The 20460-nt window shown below is 65.2% G+C and carries 16 protein-coding genes; 11 read left to right on the top strand and 5 right to left on the bottom strand.

Translation table 11 applies throughout. The features are described 5' to 3' along the window. Position 1: 1 nt before the first annotated feature. From trpB to AAFP05_RS08700, 5 genes are all read left to right on the top strand, one after another. Complete coding sequence (trpB, locus tag AAFP05_RS08720) at positions 2-1246, top strand: tryptophan synthase subunit beta (RefSeq protein ID WP_341729470.1); 1245 nt, start codon at positions 2-4, stop codon at positions 1244-1246. Between the two features lie 11 nt (positions 1247-1257). After that, the gene (gene trpA / locus AAFP05_RS08715; RefSeq protein WP_341729469.1) at positions 1258-2100 is read left to right on the top strand and encodes a tryptophan synthase subunit alpha; all 843 of its coding nucleotides are present in this window, start codon (positions 1258-1260) and stop codon (positions 2098-2100) included. Continuing rightward, on the top strand, positions 2097-3059 hold the full coding sequence (gene lgt, locus AAFP05_RS08710; protein ID WP_341729468.1) for a prolipoprotein diacylglyceryl transferase: 963 nt from the start codon (positions 2097-2099) through the stop codon (positions 3057-3059). The genes trpA and lgt overlap by 4 nt, the downstream gene beginning before the upstream one ends. Positions 3060-3143: 84 nt before the next feature. Then, entirely contained in the window at positions 3144-7667 is a 4524-nt protein-coding gene (gene gltB / locus AAFP05_RS08705) for a glutamate synthase large subunit (RefSeq protein ID WP_341729467.1), read from the top strand. Further along, positions 7660-9123 (top strand): glutamate synthase subunit beta, encoded by a 1464-nt coding sequence (locus AAFP05_RS08700; protein WP_341729466.1) that lies wholly within the window; start codon positions 7660-7662, stop codon positions 9121-9123. Before gltB ends, AAFP05_RS08700 begins: the two co-directional genes overlap by 8 nt. A 397-nt stretch (positions 9124-9520) precedes the next feature. On the opposite strand, the gene AAFP05_RS08695 is transcribed toward AAFP05_RS08700, so the two are convergent. Next, a complete protein-coding gene (locus tag AAFP05_RS08695) occupies positions 9521-10837 on the bottom strand; it encodes an enolase C-terminal domain-like protein (protein ID WP_341729465.1) in 1317 nt (438 codons plus the stop codon). Between the two features lie 10 nt (positions 10838-10847). Next, complete coding sequence (locus AAFP05_RS08690; RefSeq protein ID WP_341729464.1) at positions 10848-11813, bottom strand: zinc-binding dehydrogenase; 966 nt, start codon at positions 11811-11813, stop codon at positions 10848-10850. Positions 11814-12221: 408 nt separating this feature from the next. On the opposite strand from AAFP05_RS08690, the gene AAFP05_RS08685 reads away from it, so the two are divergent. Then, positions 12222-12374 carry a hypothetical protein gene (locus tag AAFP05_RS08685; RefSeq protein ID WP_341729463.1) on the top strand — a complete coding sequence of 51 codons (153 nt, stop codon included), beginning with the start codon at positions 12222-12224 and terminating at the stop codon, positions 12372-12374. Between the two features lie 80 nt (positions 12375-12454). Beyond that, positions 12455-12778, top strand: coding sequence for an antibiotic biosynthesis monooxygenase family protein (locus AAFP05_RS08680; protein WP_341729462.1), 324 nt, complete (start codon positions 12455-12457; stop codon positions 12776-12778). A gap of 151 nt (positions 12779-12929) precedes the next feature. On the opposite strand, the gene AAFP05_RS08675 is transcribed toward AAFP05_RS08680, so the two are convergent. Next, positions 12930-13157, bottom strand: coding sequence for a hypothetical protein (locus AAFP05_RS08675; protein WP_341729461.1), 228 nt, complete (start codon positions 13155-13157; stop codon positions 12930-12932). A 73-nt stretch (positions 13158-13230) separates the two neighbouring features. Continuing rightward, entirely contained in the window at positions 13231-13842 is a 612-nt protein-coding gene (locus AAFP05_RS08670; RefSeq protein ID WP_341729460.1) for a HipA domain-containing protein, read from the bottom strand. Here AAFP05_RS08670 and dnaE point away from each other — a divergent pair. Together dnaE and AAFP05_RS08660 are read left to right on the top strand one after the other, a co-directional pair. Further along, positions 13822-17343: a DNA polymerase III subunit alpha gene (gene dnaE / locus AAFP05_RS08665; RefSeq protein ID WP_341729459.1), complete on the top strand. Its 3522-nt coding sequence runs from the start codon at positions 13822-13824 to the stop codon at positions 17341-17343. The two genes, AAFP05_RS08670 and dnaE, sit on opposite strands and share 21 nt — an antisense overlap. 45 nt (positions 17344-17388) lie before the next feature. Beyond that, on the top strand, positions 17389-18111 hold the full coding sequence (locus AAFP05_RS08660) for a hypothetical protein (protein ID WP_341729458.1): 723 nt from the start codon (positions 17389-17391) through the stop codon (positions 18109-18111). Here the strand turns inward: AAFP05_RS08660 and ybaK are convergent. Further along, positions 18034-18543 (bottom strand): Cys-tRNA(Pro) deacylase, encoded by a 510-nt coding sequence (ybaK, locus tag AAFP05_RS08655; protein WP_341729457.1) that lies wholly within the window; start codon positions 18541-18543, stop codon positions 18034-18036. The two genes, AAFP05_RS08660 and ybaK, sit on opposite strands and share 78 nt — an antisense overlap. Before the next feature lie 139 nt (positions 18544-18682). Here ybaK and hisD point away from each other — a divergent pair, with 139 nt between their 5' ends. Beyond that, complete coding sequence (hisD, locus tag AAFP05_RS08650) at positions 18683-19993, top strand: histidinol dehydrogenase (protein WP_341729456.1); 1311 nt, start codon at positions 18683-18685, stop codon at positions 19991-19993. After that, positions 19990-20460, top strand: a 471-nt coding sequence (locus AAFP05_RS08645) for an aminotransferase class I/II-fold pyridoxal phosphate-dependent enzyme (protein WP_341729455.1), incomplete at its 3' end; no start/stop codon positions are given. The genes hisD and AAFP05_RS08645, both read left to right, overlap by 4 nt.

Here is a 20460-nt window from a genome sequence, read left to right as displayed (position 1 = left end):
CATGAAGCTTTCCGATTACCCCGACCTGCAGGGCCACTTCGATGCGTTCGGCGGACGATTCGTCCCCGAGGCGCTGATGTCGGCCCTGCACGAGCTGGAGACAGCCTTCGAGCAGGCTGAGCGCGATCCGGCCTTCGCCGAGGAGTTGCGCGATCTGCAGATCAACTACGCCGGACGCCCCAGCCCGCTCACCGAGGCCAAACGCCTCAGCGAGTACTGCGGTGGGGCGCAGATGTTGCTCAAGCGCGAGGACCTCAACCACACAGGTTCGCACAAGATCAACAACGTCTTGGGGCAAGGCCTGCTCACCCGCCGGATGGGCAAGCAGCGGGTGATTGCCGAGACCGGCGCCGGCCAGCACGGCGTCGCGACCGCCACCATCGCCGCGCTCTTCGGCATGGAGTGCCGGGTCTACATGGGCGAGGTCGACACGCAGCGGCAGGCCCTCAACGTGGCCCGCATGCAGCTGCTCGGTGCCGAGGTCGTCTCGGTCGCCGCGGGCAGCCGCACCCTCAAGGATGCGATGAATGAGGCGATGCGCGACTGGGTGACTAACGTCGACACCACCCATTACCTCATCGGTACCGCGTCGGGCCCGCATCCGTTCCCGAAGATCGTCCGCGAGTTCCAGCGCATCATCTCGGCCGAGGCCCGAGCCACCATGCTGGAGCGCTACGGGCGGCTGCCCGATGCAGTCTGTGCCTGCGTCGGCGGCGGGTCGAACGCGATCGGCATGTTCGCCGACTTCATCGACGACCCCGAGGTCGGACTCTTCGGCTTCGAGGCCGGCGGCGAGGGCGTGCAGACCGGTCATCACGCCGCATCCATCGGCGGCGGTTCGGTCGGCGTGCTGCACGGCACCCGCACCTATGTACTGCAGGACGAGGACGGGCAGACCATCGAGTCGCAGTCCATCTCGGCCGGTCTCGACTACCCGGGCGTCGGTCCGCAGCACGCGCAGCTGGCCAAATCGGGCAGGGCGCACTACGAATCGGTGACCGATGCCGAAGCCATGGACGCATTCCAGCTACTCTGCCGCACCGAAGGCATCATGCCGGCCATCGAATCCGCGCATGCCGTCGCGGGAGCCCGTCGGCTGGCGCTTCGGTTGACCGGGGCGGATCCGAGTAGCAAACCGGTGATCGTGATCAATATCTCGGGCCGCGGCGACAAAGACGTGGACACCGCCATGAAGTACTTCGGAATCCGCGGCGAGGCCGACCACTCGACGGGAGCGCTGAAGTGAACGCAGCTGGAATGAACGCTATCGATGCCCGCCTCGGCATCTCCGGCCAGGTGCTGAAGGCGGCGACCGATGCCGGACGCGCCGCCCTCATCGGCTACCTGCCGGTTGGCTACCCGAACGTGCCAGGCTCGCTGGCAGCGATGCGCGCCCTGGTGGAGGGAACCGACGGTCAGGGTGTCGATCTGGTCGAGATCGGCATGCCCTATTCGGATCCGATGATGGACGGGCTGGTCATCCAGCACGCCACGACCAAGGCGCTGGAACGCGGCGTGCGCACTCATGACCTGTTCAGTGCCGTAGAGGCCGTCGCGCAGGCCGGAGCCACCCCGATGGTGATGATCTATTGGAGCCTGGTGGATCGCTATGGAGTCGACGCGTTCGCGCGCGATCTGGCCGCCGCCGGTGGCGCCGGCCTGATCACTCCCGACCTGACCCCTGATGAGTCCGCCGATTGGGTTGCTGCGTCCGACGCCCACGGACTGGACCGGGTCTTCTTGATCGCGCCCAGTTCGTCGGACGAGCGCATCGTCATGACCATGGCGGCGTGCCGCGGGTGGGTCTATGCGACGTCGGTGATGGGAGTAACCGGCGCCCGGGCACAGACCTCGTCGGCGGCCCCCGTGATCGTCCAGCGGGCACGTGACGCCGATCCCAGCCTGCCGGTTGGTGTCGGGCTGGGGGTCTCGAACGGGGACCAGGCCGCGGAGGTCGCCTCGTACGCCGACGCAGTCATCGTCGGTTCGGCGCTGGTCAGCCGCCTGATCTCGGCCGAGGACGCGGGCAGCGGCGACCTTCGTCCACTACGCAAGACGGTCGCCGATCTGGCAGCCGGGGTGCGCAGGCAGCGCCGATGAGTCCGCTCCAGATCCCAGCGCCGCCGATCAGCGGATTCACATTGGGTGGTTTCACGATTCACTTCTACGCATTCTGCGTACTCGCGGGCATTGTCGTCGCTGCCTGGTTGGCCCGCAGGCGGTTCATTCGGCGTGGCGGCGAGGCCGACCGCTTCGATTCCGCGATCTTCGTCATCGTGATCGTCGGCATCATCGGCGCCCGGCTGTATCACGTGATCACCGACAACCAGCTGTACTTCGGTCCCGGACGTGATCCTTGGCAGGCGTTCAACATCCGAAATGGCGGCCTGGGCATTTGGGGCGGCGTGATGCTCGGTGGCCTGGCGGCCTGGCTGGTCTGCCGCCGCTACCGATTCGATTTCGGTTCGTTCGCGGACGTACTTGCACCGGCATTGCTCTTCGCCCAAGCGATCGGGCGGCTCGGCAACTGGTTCAACCAGGAACTCTTCGGACGTCCCACCGACCTGCCCTGGGGCCTCTACGTAGACCCCCGCTACCGTCCGGAGGGTTACGAATCGTACGAGACCTTTCACCCAACCTTCGCCTACGAGATGGTCTGGAACACTATCGGCGGATTCGTCCTGCTGTGGGCCGAACGACGCTTCAAGCTGGGCCGTGGAAAGCTGTTCAGCTGCTACGTGCTCTGGTACACCTTCGGCCGGTTCTTCATCGAAGCGGTGCGCATCGATCCGGCGAACCACGTCGGAGGCTGGCGGGTCAACAGCTACGTCTCGGTGATCTGTTTCGTCGGTGCGCTGATCCTGCTGATCTGGCAGCTGCGCAGGCGTCCCGGTGTGATGCTGTGGCCCTTCGGTTTCGCCAAGCCGGGAACCGGGCTGACGCCTGCTCGTCCGCGGGCCGACCTCGCTGGCGACACCGGTGCGGCGGAGATCTCGGATGACACTGCTTCCGCCGGCTCTGGAGACCCGCCGGATCGGGAGACTGTAAAGAATCCGTAACACGCTGAAAAGAACTTGTAACACTTTGGGGTTACTCTTTCCCACTGGGCCGCGTCCATCAGCGGCGCCCAGACAGGAGTGCAGATGATCTCGTTAGGTTCGGCACCCAGCAGGCAGGGCCTCTATGATCCCGCATACGAACACGACGCCTGTGGTGTGGCCTTCGTCGCGAAACTAGATGCCAAGCCGACCCATGAGCTGGTTCTGGACGGACTCACGGCCCTGGCTAACCTCGACCATCGCGGCGCCACCGGCGCCGACGAGGCCGCGGGCGATGGCGCGGGCATTCTCGTCCAGATTCCGGACGCGTTCCTGCGCGACGAGGTCGACTTCGTACTGCCGCCGGCCGGAGAATACGCGGTCGGTATGGCGTATCTGCCCCAAGACGAAGTCGAACGCGACATGGCGATGATCTCTATCGAGAAGATCGCTCTCGAGGAGCGCCTCAAGGTGCACGGCTGGCGTGAGGTGCCGGTGCGCACCGAAACGCTCAGCCCGATCTCGGTGGGCGTGATGCCGCACATGATGCTGCTGTTCGTGAGTGACCGCAAGCATGCCAGCGGTATCGACCTCGACCGGCAGGTCTTCCCGCTGCGCCGCCGCGCGCGTTTCGAGGCCGGTGTCTACTTCTCGTCATTGTCGGCCCGCACGCTGATCTTCAAGGGCATGCTGACGACCTCACAGCTGTCCGAGGTCTACCCGGATCTCACCGATGAGCGTTTCGCCTCGGCCATCGCGCTGGTGCATTCCCGCTTCTCGACCAACACCTTCCCGTCGTGGCCGCTGGCCCATCCCTACCGGATGATCGCCCACAACGGCGAGATCAACACGGTCAAGGGCAACCGCAACTGGATGCGGGCTCGTGAATCGCTGCTGTCGTCCGATGTGATCCCCGGCGATCTCAGTCGGCTCTTCCCGATCTGTGAGCCAGGTGACTCCGACTCGGCGTCGTTCGACCAGGTGCTCGAGTTGCTGCATCTGGGTGGACGATCGCTGCCGCACGCGGTGATGATGATGGTGCCCGAGGCATGGCAGCACAACGATGACCTTCCGCAGGCGCACCGTGATTTCTTCGACTACCACGCCTGTTTGATGGAGCCCTGGGACGGTCCGGCGTGCATCTCGTTCACCGATGGCACCCTGATCGGCGCCACGCTGGACCGCAACGGTCTTCGTCCGGCGCGCTACTGGGTGACCGACGACCGGGTGATCTTCGCCTCGGAGGCCGGCGTGCTGGATGTGCCGCCCGCCGATGTCCGTGAGAAGGGCCGCCTGACCCCGGGCCGGATGCTGCTCGTCGACCTGGCCGGCCACCGGCTGATCGACGACCGAGAGATCAAGGACCAGCTGGCCGCCGAGCATCCCTACGGCGAATGGCTCAAGCAGGGACGAGTCTTCCTCGACGATCTGCCTGAGCGCACCCATATCGTGCACGGCTCCGCCTCGGTGGCACGCCGCCAGCAGGTCTTTGGCTACTCGCACGAAGAGCTGTCGATGATCGTCGCGCCGATGGCCAACACCGGCGCCGAGCCGATCGGCTCGATGGGCACCGACACTGCGCTGCCGGTGCTGTCCGACAAGCCTCGTTCGCTTTTCGACTACTTCAGCCAACTCTTCGCACAGGTCACGAATCCACCGCTGGACGCGATCCGCGAGGAGCTCGTGACGTCGCTGGAGGTGCGATCCGGCCCGCAGGGCAACCTGCTGGAGCCCGGCCCCGAATCGGCCAACCAATTGGTGATCGGGTCGCCGGTGATCGACTCGGAGCAACTGTCGAAGATCGTCCATCTGGGAGAGCGCGCCGACAACCCGAACGGTTTGACCCGCGTGATCAGCTGCTACTACGAGGCCGCGGGCGGCCCGCAGGCGCTGCGCGATCGGTTGGCCGAGATGCGCGATGAAATCACCGCGGCAGTCGACGACGGGGCGCTGTACATCGTGCTCAGCGACCGGCATTCGAACGATTCGAGGGCGCCGATCCCATCGCTGCTGTCGACGGCGAACATGCACCATCACCTGGTGCGGCTGAAGAAGCGCGCCAATATCGGCATGATCGTCGAGGCCGGCGATGTGCGCGAGGTACATCACATGGCTCTGCTGGTGGGCTACGGCGCTGCCGCGGTCAACCCGTATCTGCTGTTCGAGAGCGCCGAGGATCTCGCGCGCCGCGAACTACTGGTGACCGTCTCGCCCGAGCAGGCCATCAAGAACGTGATCAGCGCACTGGAACACGGCCTGCTTAAGGTGATGAGCAAGATGGGCGTGTCCACGATGGCGTCCTACGGAGGGGCCGAGATCTTCGAAGCGGTCGGTTTGAGCAGCGAGTTCATGGCCGAGTTCTTCCCCGGCACCAGTTCGCGGGTTGAGGGTATCGGCCTGGACGAGATCGCTCACGACATCGCCGAGCATCATCGCAATGCGTACCCGGCGACCAATGCGCTGCCGCACCGGACGCTGATCACCGGCGGACAATACAAGTGGCGTCGCGAGGGTGAAGAGCACCTCTTCGACCCTGAGAGCGTCTTCCGGCTCCAGTACGCCACCCGTACCGGCCGCTATGACGTCTTCAAGCGCTACACGGCGCGTGTGGACGATCGTTCGTCGCGGCTGATGACGTTGCGCGCGCTGCTGGATCTCAAGCCGGCCAGCCGGCCCATCGACATCGACGAGGTAGAGCCGGTTTCCCAGATCGTCAAGCGGTTCAGCACCGGCGCGATGAGCTACGGCTCGATCAGCCAGGAGGCGCACGAAACGCTGGCGATCGCGATGAACCGGCTGGGTGCCCGGTCGAACACCGGCGAAGGGGGCGAGGATCCAGAGCGGCTGCACGATCCGGAGCGTTGCTCGGCCATCAAGCAGGTGGCCTCGGGGCGCTTCGGCGTCACCTCGGAATACCTCAGCTACGCCAGCGACCTGCAGATCAAGATGGCGCAGGGGGCGAAGCCGGGGGAGGGCGGCCAGCTGCCCGGCCCGAAGGTCTACCCGTGGATCGCCCGCACCCGGCATTCGACCCCCGGCATCGGCCTGATCAGCCCGCCGCCGCATCACGACATCTATTCGATCGAGGATCTCAAGCAGTTGATCCACGACCTGAAGTGCGCGAATCCTTCGTCCCGGGTGCATGTCAAGCTGGTCTCGGAGATCGGCGTCGGGACGGTGGCGGCAGGTGTCAGCAAGGCGAAGGCCGATGTGGTGCTGATTTCCGGCCACGACGGTGGTACCGGTGCCGCGCCGCTGACCTCGATCAAGCATGCCGGCGGCCCCTGGGAACTCGGCCTGGCCGAGACCCAGCAGACGCTGCTGCTCAACGGGCTGCGCGATCGGATCGTGGTGCAGTGCGACGGCCAGCTGAAGACCGGACGCGACGTCATCATCGCTGCGCTGCTGGGTGCCGAGGAGTTCGGCTTTGCGACGACCGCCTTGGTCACCAGCGGCTGCATCCTGATGCGGGTCTGCCATCTCGACACCTGCCCGGTCGGCGTCGCGACCCAGAATCCCGAGCTGCGGGCGAAGTTCGCCGGCAAACCCGAGTACGTGATCAACTTCATGGAGTTCATCGCCCAGGAGGTACGCGAATACCTGGCAATGCTGGGCTTCCGCACGCTCGAAGAGGCGGTCGGACGCGTCGACAGGCTGGCGACCCGCAAGGCGGTGGATCACTACAAGGCACAGGGCCTGGATCTGACCCCCGTGCTCCACCAGGTCGACGTGCCTGCGGACGCTCCGCGTCACCAGGTCACCGTGCAGGATCACGAACTCGATCAGGCGCTGGATGTCGAGATGATCGAGATCGCTCGTCCGGCCCTCACCGATGGTGAGCCGGTGGTGGGGATCCTGCCGATCCGCAATACCCACCGCACCGTCGGCACCATCCTCGGCCACCAGGTCACGATGGCGACGCAGGGCAAGGGGTTGCCGGACGACACGATCCGCTTCGAGTTCGTCGGCACCGCAGGTCAAAGCTTCGGGGCATTCCTGCCGAAGGGGATCAGCCTGCTGCTGACCGGCGACGCCAATGACTATCTGGGCAAGGGGCTGTCGGGCGGGCATATCGCGGCGCGGCTCGACCCTGCCTCCGGATTCGAGGCGGCGACTCAGATCATCGCGGGCAATGTCATCGGCTATGGCGCCACCTCGGGCGAGATCTTGCTGAACGGTATCGTGGGGGAGCGGTTCTGCGTCCGTAACTCCGGGGCGACCGCTGTCGTCGAAGGCGTCGGGGATCACGGTTGCGAGTACATGACCGGCGGTGAGGCATTGATCATCGGCCCGACCGGACGCAACCTGGCGGCCGGCATGTCGGGCGGTATCGCGTGGGTCCTCGACATGCGTCCCGAGGTGCTGAACACCGAGTACGTCGATCCGGTGCCTCTCGCCCATGCCGATCTGAATCGAGTCGTCGAATTGCTCCGCCGTCATCACGAGGTGACCGGGTCGACGCGGGCGGCCGAGCTTCTCGGCGAATCTCGTGAGGTACTGGCGGCGCGCTTCACCAAGCTCGAACCGCGAGACTTCGCGCGGGTGGTGCGCGCACAGGCCGAGGCGAAAGCCAACGGCCTTCCCCAAACAGAAGTGACCGAACGCATGATGGAGGCTGCTCGTGGCTGACCCGACCGGATTCATGACCACGCCCCGCCAGGTCGCTGACCGGCGTCCCGTGGCCGAGCGCCTGGAGGACTGGAACGAGGTCTATCCGGGTACCCCCGGCCTCGCCCTACTGCCGCTGATCGTCAAGCAGGCCGGCCGCTGCATGGACTGCGGCATTCCCTTCTGCCACAACGGCTGTCCGCTCGGGAACCTCATTCCGGAGTGGAACGACCTGCTCTGGCGCGACGAATGGCAGGACGGGTTGGAGCGGCTGCACGCGACGAACAACTTCCCGGAGTTCACCGGACGGCTGTGCCCGGCGCCTTGCGAGACGGCGTGCGTGGAGGGCATCAACCGGGATCCGGTGACCATCAAGAATGTCGAGGTCGCGCTGATCGACAAGGGCTGGGCCGACCGGCGGGTCACCCCGCAGGTGCCGGACTGGCACACCCTGAAGACGGTCGCCGTGATCGGCTCGGGGCCCTCCGGGCTGGCGGTCGCTCAGCAGTTGACCCGCGCCGGTCACACCGTGGTCGTCTACGAGCGGGCCGACGCCATCGGTGGTCTGCTGCGCTACGGCATCCCGAACTTCAAGATGGAGAAGTCGGTCCTCGACCGGCGGCTGAAGCAGATGGTGCTGGAAGGAACCACCTTCAAGCCGTCCACCAAGGTCGGCAGCGACATCACCGGCGAGCAGTTGCTGGAACGCTTCGACGCGGTGGTGCTGGCCATCGGCTCGACGCGACCGCGCGATTTGAACGTGCCAGGCCGTGAACTTGGCGGCATTCATCAGGCGATGGACTTCCTCACTCAGGCCACCAAGGCGTTGAAGAGCGAGGTGCCCGACCAGATCACCGCTGAGGGCAAGGATGTCATCGTCATCGGCGGTGGCGACACATCGAACGACTGTCTCGGCACCGCGCTGCGACAGGGCGCCCGGTCGGTGACCCAGTTGGAGATCATGCCGCTTCCGCCGGCCGATCGTCCGGACTCGCAACCGTGGCCCACCTATCCGATGATCTACCGGGTGGCCTCGGCCAACGAGGAGGGTGGCGAGCGAATGTACGCGGTGAACACCACCGAGTTCAGCGGCGAGAACGGCCAGGTCGCCGGGCTGCGGATCGTGGAGGTCGGCGGGCCCGGGACCAGGTTCGCACCGGTCGAGGGCACTGAGAAGGTCATCCCCGCGCAGCTGGTGCTGCTTGCGATGGGCTTCCTCGGCCCGGAAGCCGACGGGGTGGTCTCGCAGCTGGGTGTTGACTTGGACGAGCGCGGCAATATCTCTCGCGACGACCACTACCAGACCAGTGTGCCGGGTGTCTTCGCCTGCGGAGATGCCGGACGCGGCCAGTCGCTGATCGTCTGGGCGATCGCCGAGGGACGATCCTGCGCCAACGGCGTGGACGCCTTCCTGAGCGGTGAGGACAGCATCCTGCCTCGTCCGATCAATCCGAGCGATCGCCAGGTGCTGGCATAGGCGTCATTGAGCACGCCTGGTCGACTCGGTCGGTCCGGGAGATCGGTTGCCGACGCGATCCGAACCAATAGGATCGCTTCCCGGCAACCGAGACCACCCGGACCTGAGCCAGAGAATCACCCGACATGCATTGTTGCGCTCACCGTCAGCGACATGGGTTGGCCCAGGAAGGTCGGTTGCCGACGCGATCCGAACCAATAGGATCGCTTCCCGGCAACCGAGACCACCCGGACCTGAGCCAGAGAATCACCCGACATGCATTGTTGCGCTCACCGTCAGCGACATGGGTTGGCCCAGGAAGGTCGGTTGCCGACGCGATCCGAACCAATAGGATCGCTTCCCGGCAACCGACTTCACCTGGTCCTCAGCTTCCATGCGCGGGAGGCCCCCGCCCGGTTCAGCGCACCGATGCCCAGTAGCTGCCGTCCGGGAAACTGAATTCATCGACGGCGGCCTGAGTCATCTCGGTGTTGTACCCAGGATCGCCGGTCACCTGGTAGCAGCCATTGGCAACCCGGACCGGGTTTACGAAATGCTCGTGCAGGTTGTCGACGTACTCGGTGATGCGACCCTCGTGGCTACCGGAGACCGCGACGTAGTCGAGCATTGACGCGTGGTGCACCATCTCGCACAACCCGACGCCGCCGGCATGCGGGCAAACCGGCACCTCGAAGTGTGCGGCCAGTAGCAGCACGGCCAGGATCTCGTTGAGCGAGGCCAGCCGTCCGGCATCAATCTGGCAATAGTCCATGGCGCCGGCTTCGAGGAACTGCTTGAACATCACCCGGTTGTGGCAATGCTCCCCGGTGGCGACGCCGATCGGTGCAATGCCCTCGCGTATCTTGCGATGTCCGAGGATATCGTCCGGACTGGTCGGCTCCTCGATCCAGCGCAGGTTGAATTCCTTCAGCGCGTTGACCCATTCGATGGCAGTCGGCACGTCCCACATCTGGTTCGCGTCGATCATCAGCGGCCGATCCGGGCCGATCGCCTCGCGGGCCTTGCGGCAGCGGCGGATGTCGTCGTCCAGGTTGGCGCCCACTTTGAGCTTGACCGCGGTGAAGCCCAGCTCCTCCTGCTCGGAGATGATGCGCAGCATCTTGGCGTCCGAGTAGCCGAGCCAGCCGGCAGCGGTGGTGTACGCCGGGTAGCCGCCTGCTTCCAGGTCGGCGATCCGCTCGCGTTTGCCCGGCTCGGCCTTGCGCAGGATCTCGAGCGCCCGCTCGCGCGTCAGCACATCGCCCAGATAGCGCAGGTCGGCGACGTCGACCAATTGCTCCGGCGTCATCTCGGCTAGCAGCCTCCAGACTGGCGTGCCGGCCAGTCGCCCGGCCATGTCCCAGGCCGCATTCATCACGGCCGACAGCGCGAGATGGACGACGCCCTTCTCAGGTCCCAACCAGCGCATCTGGGAGTCGGCGCACAGGCTGAGATAGCAGCTGCCCATGTCGGCCGCCATCTCATCGACATCCCTGCCGATCAGCCGGTTCGCGAACTCCGCGGCGGCCATGCAGACGATGTCATTGCCGCGGCCGATGGTGAAGGTGATGCCGTATCCGATCAATGGATGTCCGGTGGCATCGGTGCCGTCGGTGTGCAGCACGACGTAGGCGGCCGAGTAATCAGCATCGGGATTCATCGCGTCCGAGCCGTCGGCGTCGAGCGAGGTCGGGAAGCGGATATCGATAGTCTGGGCAGACGTGATGATGGCCATGGCTCTCCTGTCAGTGATTGAAAACGATCTTGCCGAACAGATCGCCCGCTTCCATCCGAGCAAATCCTCGGCGGGCCTGGGCGAGCGGCAGTTCGGCGTCGACAACAGGCTGGATACCGGCGGTCTGCACGAAGCTGACCAGATCGCGCAGCTCATCGATGGTGCCTGCCGTGGAACCCTGGATGCGCAACTCGCGGAAGAAGATCTTCGTCAGCTCGGCCTTGGCGGGATCACCGGTGGTGGCGCCGCAGGTGACCAAGGTGCCGCCGGCACGCAGCACGTTGATCGAATGGCTCCAGGTTGCCGATCCGACGTTGTCGATGACCGCGTCCACCTTCTCCGGTAACCGGGCGCCGGAGGTGAAGACCTGCTCCGCGCCCAGGTCCAATGCCCGCATCCGGCGATCCTCGTCGCGGCTGGTGACCCAGACCCGGATTCCGGCGGCCGAGGCCAGCTGGATCGAAGCCGAATTGACGCCGCCGCCGGCACCTTGGATCAGCACCAGATCGCCGGGCCGCAGCCCCGCCTGGGTGAACAGCATCCGGTATGCGGTCAGCATGGTCATCGAGCAGACCGCCGCGGTGCTCCAGTTCATCTCCGCCGGCTTCGGCACCAGATTCTGGGTGGGGACGAGCACCTTGGTCGCGAAGGTGCCGTCGAGGCCTTCGGAGAGCATCGTGCGCCGTGGGTCGAGGGGATCGGGACCCTTCCACCCGGGGCTGGTCAGCACGGAATGAATGATGACCTCGTTGCCGTCGTCATCGACGCCTGCGCCATCGCAGCCGAGGATCCGGGGTAGTTGCTCCTCGCGCAGACCGACGCCCTTGAGCGACCAAAGATCGTGATGGTTGAGGGTGCTGGCCCGCATTGTGATGGTGCTCCAGCCCGGTTGGGGTTCCGGCTCGGGGCGCTCATCGACCTGCAGGCCGCTCAGGGGATCGAGGGACGAGAATGACACTGCGCTGACTGCCAACATGCGGATAACGCTAGACGATGAGACCTATAGAATCCACGGCGCTCGGCCATCTGCCGGGCATGGCATGGGCTCGGCTTCCAGTACGGCACTGTTCTCGCTGGGCGTTGAGATGAGAGCCATGGATTCGGGCAAACGGAGCATCGCAATCATCGGCAGCAGCGGCGGCAACCTTCGTTCGCAAGGAGGCGACGAACCTGCGGCTTTGCTTAGGACCCTCCCGGCGCGCAAGGTTTCGGGCATGGACGAAGTCGGTGCCGTTGCGGGTGCGGTCGCGGGCATCTTGTCCGTCAATGGCGGGGTGATCGGTGGCCTGGTCGGGGGCGTCCTGGCCGGCATCGGGGTCTACCATCTGATGCGCCGAACGCTGGCCTGGGGCTGGCCGGTGACGACCGCCAGGCCACGGCCTATTTGCCGACCTTCGTTGCGCCGTTCATCTCGACCAATGCGGTAGGTTTCGTGCTCGCTATGGTCACCGGGGTGGGCCTGGTCTTCGTGCTGACTTTGCTGTCGAGTATCGCGGCCGGACGCAAGACAGCCGCCGGTGCCTCAGACCGCAACTGAACCGGCCGCGCGCCGGCTGTCGGTGGCAGCGTCTAGTCTTTGACCGTCGGCACGAATCGTCAACGCAAGGGAGCATTCTCATGGCTGAACCGTTCAATGTCATCGCCACCATCCATCCGCTGCCGGGCAAGGTGCAAGAGATCGTCGAGGCGTTCCGGGTCGTCTCGCCGCTCGTCCATCAGGAGAGCGGCTGTGAGCTGTACGCACTGCAGGTCGATCAGAACGCCGAGAAGGTGTACGTTCTCGAGCGCTGGAGCACTGCGGCCGATCTGGATGCACACGCCACCGGTGCCGCGATGGACAAGCTGAACGAGCTCAGTGCGCACCTGCGTGCCGCCCCCACCGATGTTGCGCGGGTGGACGACGTGCCGCTGGGTGATCCGGCCAAGGGCGTGCTGCGCTGAGGCAGTAGGTCCTATCGGTGGCGTCGGATTCCACGAATATCCGGCGGATTGTGCAGCGTCCGGGCCCGTCTCGGGCTGTGAACCCGCACAATCCGCTGGCGGGTAATCGTCGCGAGATGCGCGCGGCTCAGGTCTGCGGGCAGAGACTCGTTCAGCGGGCCACATAGAGGCATTGCCGCTCGACATCCCCGGATTCGCGCGAGGCTTCGGATAGCGGCGCCCCTGATGCGGGAGTGCGCGGCTCGGTCAGCGGGGCGAATGACCCCGCGTTGCTTCGGGGTGTCGTCTTTCCCCTGCGAGCGCCACCGAATTGGTCGCGTTGCTGACGAGGTGTGTTCGGCTGAAGTTGCGCATGCACCGTGGACAACGCGGAGGTCATCTTGGCGATCTCGCCTTCCGCGATCCCGTGAGTTCCGGCCAGTTCACCGATTTGCGAGAGTGCATCATGTATCTCACGCAGAATCTCCTGACTTTGCCCAGGTCTGAGCCCGCAGGCAACGGCGAGATCGGCGAGACCGTCGTGTGCCGTCATCGCGATTGTTGAGCAGCGTCCGGTACGTCGCATAGGGGATTCTGGTGCTGCCGTCACGATCGAAACGATCGAGCAGCAGCACATTGTGGCTACCGACGCGAACCAGCTGCGAGCGCGGAACCGTGATGCCTGCCAGTGCGGCCAGATCCAGCGCAACCTTCTCCCAGGCCGGGTTGTTGATCCGGTCACCGAACATCGGGAACTTGGCCATCATCAGTCGGCCGTCGTCATCGAGCACCGATGCTTTCGGCCGGGATGACGGCTGGTTCAGCGTGTAGCGTCCGAGCCCGTGACGGGCCGTACATCTACACGATCCGGGAGTGGGGGGAGTGCTAGGAAGCAGCGCGGGTCTCCCCGACGCGCTAGCCGCACTACGTCGCGTTAGCGGCACTACTGGCGTCGCGTTAGCGGCACTACCGGCGTCGCGTTGGCGGCACGGCCGGGCACCACCGGCTTCGTGCAGCCGGGGTAAGGTGAGGCAGAACACGCGACGAAGGGCAGGTCGATAGGCATGGCGCAGGGGTTCGTCCATCTGCACAATCACACCGATTTCTCCATGTTGGATGGTGCGGCGCGCGTCGAAGACCTGATCGTGGCGGCCAAAGATCAGGGTATGCCCGCGATCGGGATCACCGACCATGGCAATATGTTCGGCGCCTACGACTTCTATCGAACCGCCAAGAAGCACGGGATCAAGCCGATCATCGGTCTTGAGGCCTACCTCACCCCGGGCACCCCACGCTGGGAACGCAAACGCGTCCAGTTCGGCGATGGCACCGGCGACGATGTCGCCGCCAAGGGTGCCTATACCCACATGACGATCTGGAGCCAGACCCGCGAGGGCATGCACAACCTCTTCCGGCTCTCGTCCCGCTCCAGTCTGGAAGGCCAGTTCTACAAGCCGCGTGCCGACCGGGAACTGCTCAACGAGTACCACGAGGGCCTGATCGCCACCACCGGCTGTCCCTCGGGTGAGGTGCAGACCTACTTGCGGCTGGGGATGTTCGACAAAGCAGTTGCCTCGGCCGCCGAGTTCCAGTCGATCTTCGGCAAAGAGAACTTCTTTGTCGAGCTGATGGACCACGGTCTGAAGATCGAGACCCAGGTTCGCTCCGACCTGATCAAGCTGGCGAAGAAGGTCGGTGCCCCGCTGGTCGCCAGCAACGACCTGCACTACGTGCATGCCGAGGACGCCAAGGCTCAAGACATCCTGCTCTGCGTCTCATCCGGCTCGCGGATGAGCGATCCCAACAGGTTCAAGTTCGACGGCACCGGCTATTACCTCAAGACCGCCGATCAGATGCGGACGCTGTTCAGCAGCTATCCCCAGGCGTGTGACAACACCTTGGAAATCGCCGAGCGCTGCGAGACGAGCTTCGACGAAGGATCGGGCACCTATATGCCGATCTTCCCGGTGCCCGAGGGACAGACCGAGGAATCCTGGTTCCGTCACGATGCCGAGATCGGGCTGCGGCAGCGCTACGGCGATCCGCTGCCCGACCACATCCGCGAGCGTGCCGACTACGAGCTCGGCATCATCTTGCAGAAGGGCTACCCCGGGTACTTCCTGGTGGTCGCCGATTACATCATGTGGGCCAAGCGCAACGGCATCCGGGTCGGTCCGGGCCGTGGTTCGGGCGCTGGCTCGATCATCGCTTATGCGATGGGCATCACCGATCTCGATCCGCTGCCGTATGGCCTGCTGTTCGAGCGATTTCTCAACCCGGAGCGTCCCTCGCTGCCCGACTTCGATGTCGACTTCGACGAGCGTCGTCGCGGCGAGGTACTCGACTATGTCACGCGCAAGTACGGCAAGGACCATGTCGCCCAGATCGTCACCTACGGCACCATCAAGGCCAAGCAGGCGGTCAAGGATTCCGCCCGCGTGCTCGACAAGGCGTTCGTGGTCGGCGAGCGCATCACCAAGGCGATGCCGCCTGCGGTCATGGGCAAAGACGTTCCGCTCAAGCAGATCTTCAACCCGGAGCACTCGCGCTATGCCGAAGGCGGTGAGTTTCGTGAGCTCTACGCCAACGATCCCGAGGTCCAGGAGGTTGTCGACACCGCCCAGGGCATCGAGGGCCTGAAGCGGCAATGGGGTGTGCACGCCTGCGGTGTCATCATGGGATCGGTTCCGCTGACCGACATCATCCCGGTGATGAAACGCGAGCAGGACGGCGCCATCATCACCCAGTTCGACTACCCGAGCGCCGAATCCCTCGGCCTGGTCAAGATGGACTTCCTGGGTCTGCGCAACCTGACGGTGATCGATGACGCGATCCGCAATATCAAGCGCAACAGGGGCATCGATGTCGCGATCAACGAGATCTCGTTGGACGATGAGGCGACATTCGACCTGCTGCAGCGCGGTGACACTCTTGGCGTTTTCCAGCTCGATGGCGGACCGATGCGCGCGCTGCTGCGCTCGATGCGCCCCGACCAGTTCGAAGACATCTCCGCGGTCGGCGCCCTCTATCGTCCAGGCCCGATGGGCGCGGACTCACACAACAAGTACGCCCGTCGCAAGACCGGACGCGAGCCGGTCACCCCGATCCACCCCGAGCTAGAAGCCCCGCTCCAAGACATCCTGAACGAGACCTACGGCCTGATCGTCTACCAAGAACAGGTGATGGCCATCGCGCAGCGGCTCGCCGGGTACACGCTGGGCGCGGCAGATCTGCTGCGCCGCGTGATGGGCAAGAAGAAGAAGAAAGAGCTGGACGCCCAGTACGACCGCTTCCGCGACGGCATGCTGGAGCGTGGCTACTCCCAGGAGGCCTTCCAGACCGTCTGGGACATCCTCGTCCCGTTCAGCGACTACGCCTTCAACAAATCGCACTCGGCCGCCTACGGCCTGGTCAGCTACCAGACGGCCTGGTTGAAGGCGAACTATCCGACCGAGTACATGGCAGCCCTGCTGCAATCGGTCAAGGACGAGAAGGACAAGTCGGCGGTCTATCTAGCCGAATGCCGGCGGATGGGCATCAAGGTGCTACCCCCCGATGTCAACGAGTCCGACGGTATGTATACCGCCGTCGGCACCGATGTCCGCTTCGGGCTGGGCGCGATCCGCAACGTCGGCAGCAACGTCGTGACCGCGATCGTCGCCGCGCGCGAGGAGCGCGGGCCTGCAACCGACTTCTATAGCTATCTCGACAACGTGTCGCTGGCGGCCTGCAACAAGCGGGTCACCGAGTCGCTGATCAAGGCAGGGGCCTTCGATTCGTTCGGGCATTCGCGCCGGGCACTGATGGAGATCTTCGAATCCGCGGTCGATCAGGTGGTCGAACTAAAGCGCAACGCCGAACATGGTCAGGACTCGCTGCTCGGCGGTTTCGGTATGGACGACGACCAGGCCGCAGTCGCCCACGATCCGGTGCCCCAGACCGAGGACTGGGACAAGCGGACGAAGCTCGCCTTCGAGCGCGAGATGCTCGGGCTGTATGTCTCGGACCATCCGCTGAACGGGCTGGAACATGTGCTGCAGACCGAGCGGACGACCACGATCGTCGGCCTCAACGAGCGCGGCGAGGGAGGCCAGGGCAGCACTCAGACGATCTGCGGGATGATCACCCAGGTGCAGCGCCGCCAGACCAAACAGGGTCGTATCTGGGCGTCGCTGGCGGTGGAGGATCTGGATGCCTCGATCAACGTCTCGGTCTTTCCGAATGTCTATGAGCAGGTGGCCGGGGAGTTGGTGCCGGACTCGATCGTGCGGGTCAGGGGCCGCGTCAACGTGCGCGACGATTCGGTCGAGCTGCACGCCGATACCGTTGCAGGCCTCGATGTCACATCGGCCGACAAGCGGCCGGTGGTCATCGAGTTGAGGGTCAATCGCTGCACTCCTGGAGTCGTCGACCGCCTGCGCGGGGTACTGACCGCGCACCCAGGACCGACCCAGGTGCGTCTCAGACTGCATCGTCCGGATCAGACGCAGCTCTTCCAGCTGGCCGATGAGTTGCGCGTCAGCCCTTCTCAACCACTGATCGCCGATCTGAAGGCATTGCTGGGGCCGTCGTGTCTGGGCAGCTAAGCTGCCGCTCGGAGTCCCTCGCTTCGTCCAACTAGACTGATCACGATGTCCGATTTTAGGAGTAAGCCGATGTCCGACGCGGCAGCCAATGCGGACCTGCCCGGCGAGGCGGTGTCAACCGCCGAGTCCAGCATCCCGCTGGATCGCACGTCGCGTCGGCGTCCGAACCTGACCAGCGGCCCGCTATCCACCCGGCTGTTGGTCTACGCGGGTGTGGTGGTGCTCGCGGGTGTGATCTCGGGGTGGGTCTGGCACGCCATCGTGAAGGTGCCCAGCTACTTGACCGGCGATGACGGTTCGGTCCAGATGACCGAACGAGCCGTCGGCCAGATCTTCTCCATGGACGCGATCTACGTCATCATCGGGCTGCTGGCTGGCCTGGCCCTCGGGCTGGTCGCCTGGGCACTGTTCCCGCGTGTCGGCTGGCCGGTCGCGGCGATTGCCACCGTCGGCGGACTGGCCTCAGGCGCAGTGTGCTGGCTGGTCGGGGTGCTGCAAGGACCCAGCGGCTTCGCGGAGCGTATCGCGGAAGCCAGCTCGGGAGACCGGATCCCCATCGACTTTCAGTTGCACACCGCGTCGGCGCTGCTGGTCTGGGCACTGGGCGCGATCATTCCGGTCATGCTCTACGCGAACCTCAGCCACGAGGGCGACGCCTCCGGCGAGTTGCCGATGGTGGAGAAGGCCGAATCAGGCGCGGGCGCGTCCGATCTCGGCGAAAGTGGCACGCAGGACGTCGGCCAGGTCGCGAGCAGCCAACTCGACTGAGAACCCGCGGCGACCCCCGGAGACCAGCATCGTGGGGAAGTCCAGCGCCGAGGAGTCGACGAAGACGGGCAATTGACGCTTCTGGCCGAGCGGAGAGATGCCGCCTACGACATATCCGGTGATGCGTTCGGCGAGGGCCGGATCGGCCATCGCGGCCTTCTTCGCTCCGGCGGCCTGCGCCAGCGCCTTCAGGTCGAGTTGGCCGCTGACCGGCACCACCGCGCAGACGACCGGATGGCGGCCGCCGGTCAGCTCGGCCACCAGGGTCTTGAACGTGCGACGCGGATCGACTCCCATCACATCGACGGTCTCATCGCCGAAGTGATGGTTTGCGGGATCGTGTTCGTACTCGTGGACGATGAACCGCACCTTGGCGCGCGTCAGCGCGACCGTCGCCGGAGTGGCGGCAGAGGCCGCCTTGCGTTTGCCCATCTTCGATCACCTGCCATACCAGTTCTACCCCGAGCCGAACTATCACGATGGTAGTAGTTCATGATCGTGCGAGCGTCGTGCCGGCACGTGGATGAGGACTATGCGCAGCGCTCGTCGCGGCACCACTAGAATCAAAGGTGTGCTTTCCCTGATCGACCTGACCGATACGACCCTTGACGACTATTCGGGCGTGCTGCCGCGCGGCCGGTTCGATGTCAGTCATGCGATCGAGGTTGTGCGCCCGCTGTGCGACGCGGTGCGCGACGAGGGCGAATCCGCACTGCTTCGCTTCAGTGAGCGGTTCGATCACGTGATTCCCACCGACCTGCGGGTGCCTGCCGAAGCGTTGCGGGACGCCTTGGACCAGCTCGATCCCGCGGTTCGCAGGGCCATCGAGATCTCCATCGAGCGCCGCCGCACGGTCTGCGAGCAGATCGAGACCGAGCAGGTCTATCGCAGCGTCGAGCTTGCTCCCGGCGCGGTCGTCGGCAACGCGATGATTCCGGTTCACAGGGTCGGGCTCTATGTGCCGGGTGGCCTGGCTCCACTGGCCTCGAGCGTCGTGATGAACGTTGTTCCCGCACAGGTGGCAGGGGTCGAATCGCTGGCGGTCGCAACCCCACCGCAGGCCGAGTACGGCGGTCTGCCACATCCGGTGACGTTGGCGACCTGCGCGCTGCTCGGCGTGGACGAAGTCTACGCGGTCGGCGGTGGCCAGGCGATCGCGATGTTCGCCTACGGCGTTTCGGGGCTGTGCCCGCGCGTCGACCTGGTAACCGGGCCGGGCAATATCTATGTCGTCGCCGCGAAACGGCTGCTGCGTGGTGTGGTTGGCATCGATGCCGAGGCCGGACCGACCGAGATCGCCGTGATCGCGGACAGCACCGCCGATCCCCGCTTCGTCGCCGCCGACCTGATCAGCCAGGCCGAACACGATCCGATGGCCGGTTCGGTGCTGATCACCGACAGTCGTGAGCTCGCCGATCGGGTCGGCGACGAGGTCGAGCGCCAGGTGACCCGGCTGGCCACCGTGGATCGGCTGCGTCGGGCTCTTGATGGCGAGCAGTCCGGTATCGTCCTGGTCGCCGACATCGATCAGGCGGTGGATGTCGCGAACGACTATGGCGCAGAGCATCTCGAGATCCAGACCGCCGATGCTCGCGAGGTCGCTCGCCGGATCCGCAACGCCGGCGCCATCTTCATCGGGAGCTATGCTCCGGTGCCGCTCGGCGACTACAGCGCCGGATCCACCCACGTGCTGCCGACCGGCAGCGCGGCCAGGTACTCGTCGGGCTTGACCGTGCGCAGCTTCATGAAGTCGGTGCATATCATCGACTATTCGCGCGAGGGTTTGAACGCGATCGGTCGGGGCATCATGGATTTCGCCGAGGCCGAGCGGCTGCCTGGGCACGCCGCGGCGATCGAGGTCCGGCTGGAGGAGGAACGATGAGCATCACCGGCAACCAGATCGGTCTGGACGAGCTGCCGCTGCGTCCCGAACTGGTGGGGGAGGAGCCCTACGGTGCTCCACAGCTCGACGTTGCGGTGATGCTGAACGTCAATGAGAACCCGTTCGCGCCCAGCCCCAAGGTGCGCTCGCAGATGTCCGAGGCCGTCCGTGAGCTGACCAAGACGATCAATCGCTATCCCGACCGGGAGGCTCGCGGCCTGCGCGCCGACTTGGCGTCCTATCTCGGCTTCGGGCTGAGCGCCGACAACATCTGGGTGGCCAACGGCTCCAACGAGGTGATGACTCACCTGCTGCAGGCCTTCGGTGGGCCCGGACGCACGCTGCTGGCATTCACCCCGACCTACTCGATGTACCCGGAATATGCCCGCAATACGCACACCGGCTACGTCGCCGTGCCCAGGCGCCATGATTTCAGCGTCGACGCCGATCTGGTGCTCGCTGCGATC

It is taken from the genome of Brooklawnia sp. (assembly GCF_032229645.1).
Lineage (GTDB): Bacteria > Actinomycetota > Actinomycetes > Propionibacteriales > Propionibacteriaceae > Brooklawnia.
Note: the sequence above shows the minus strand (reverse complement) of the source record. Positions and strands in the feature narration are given on the sequence as shown.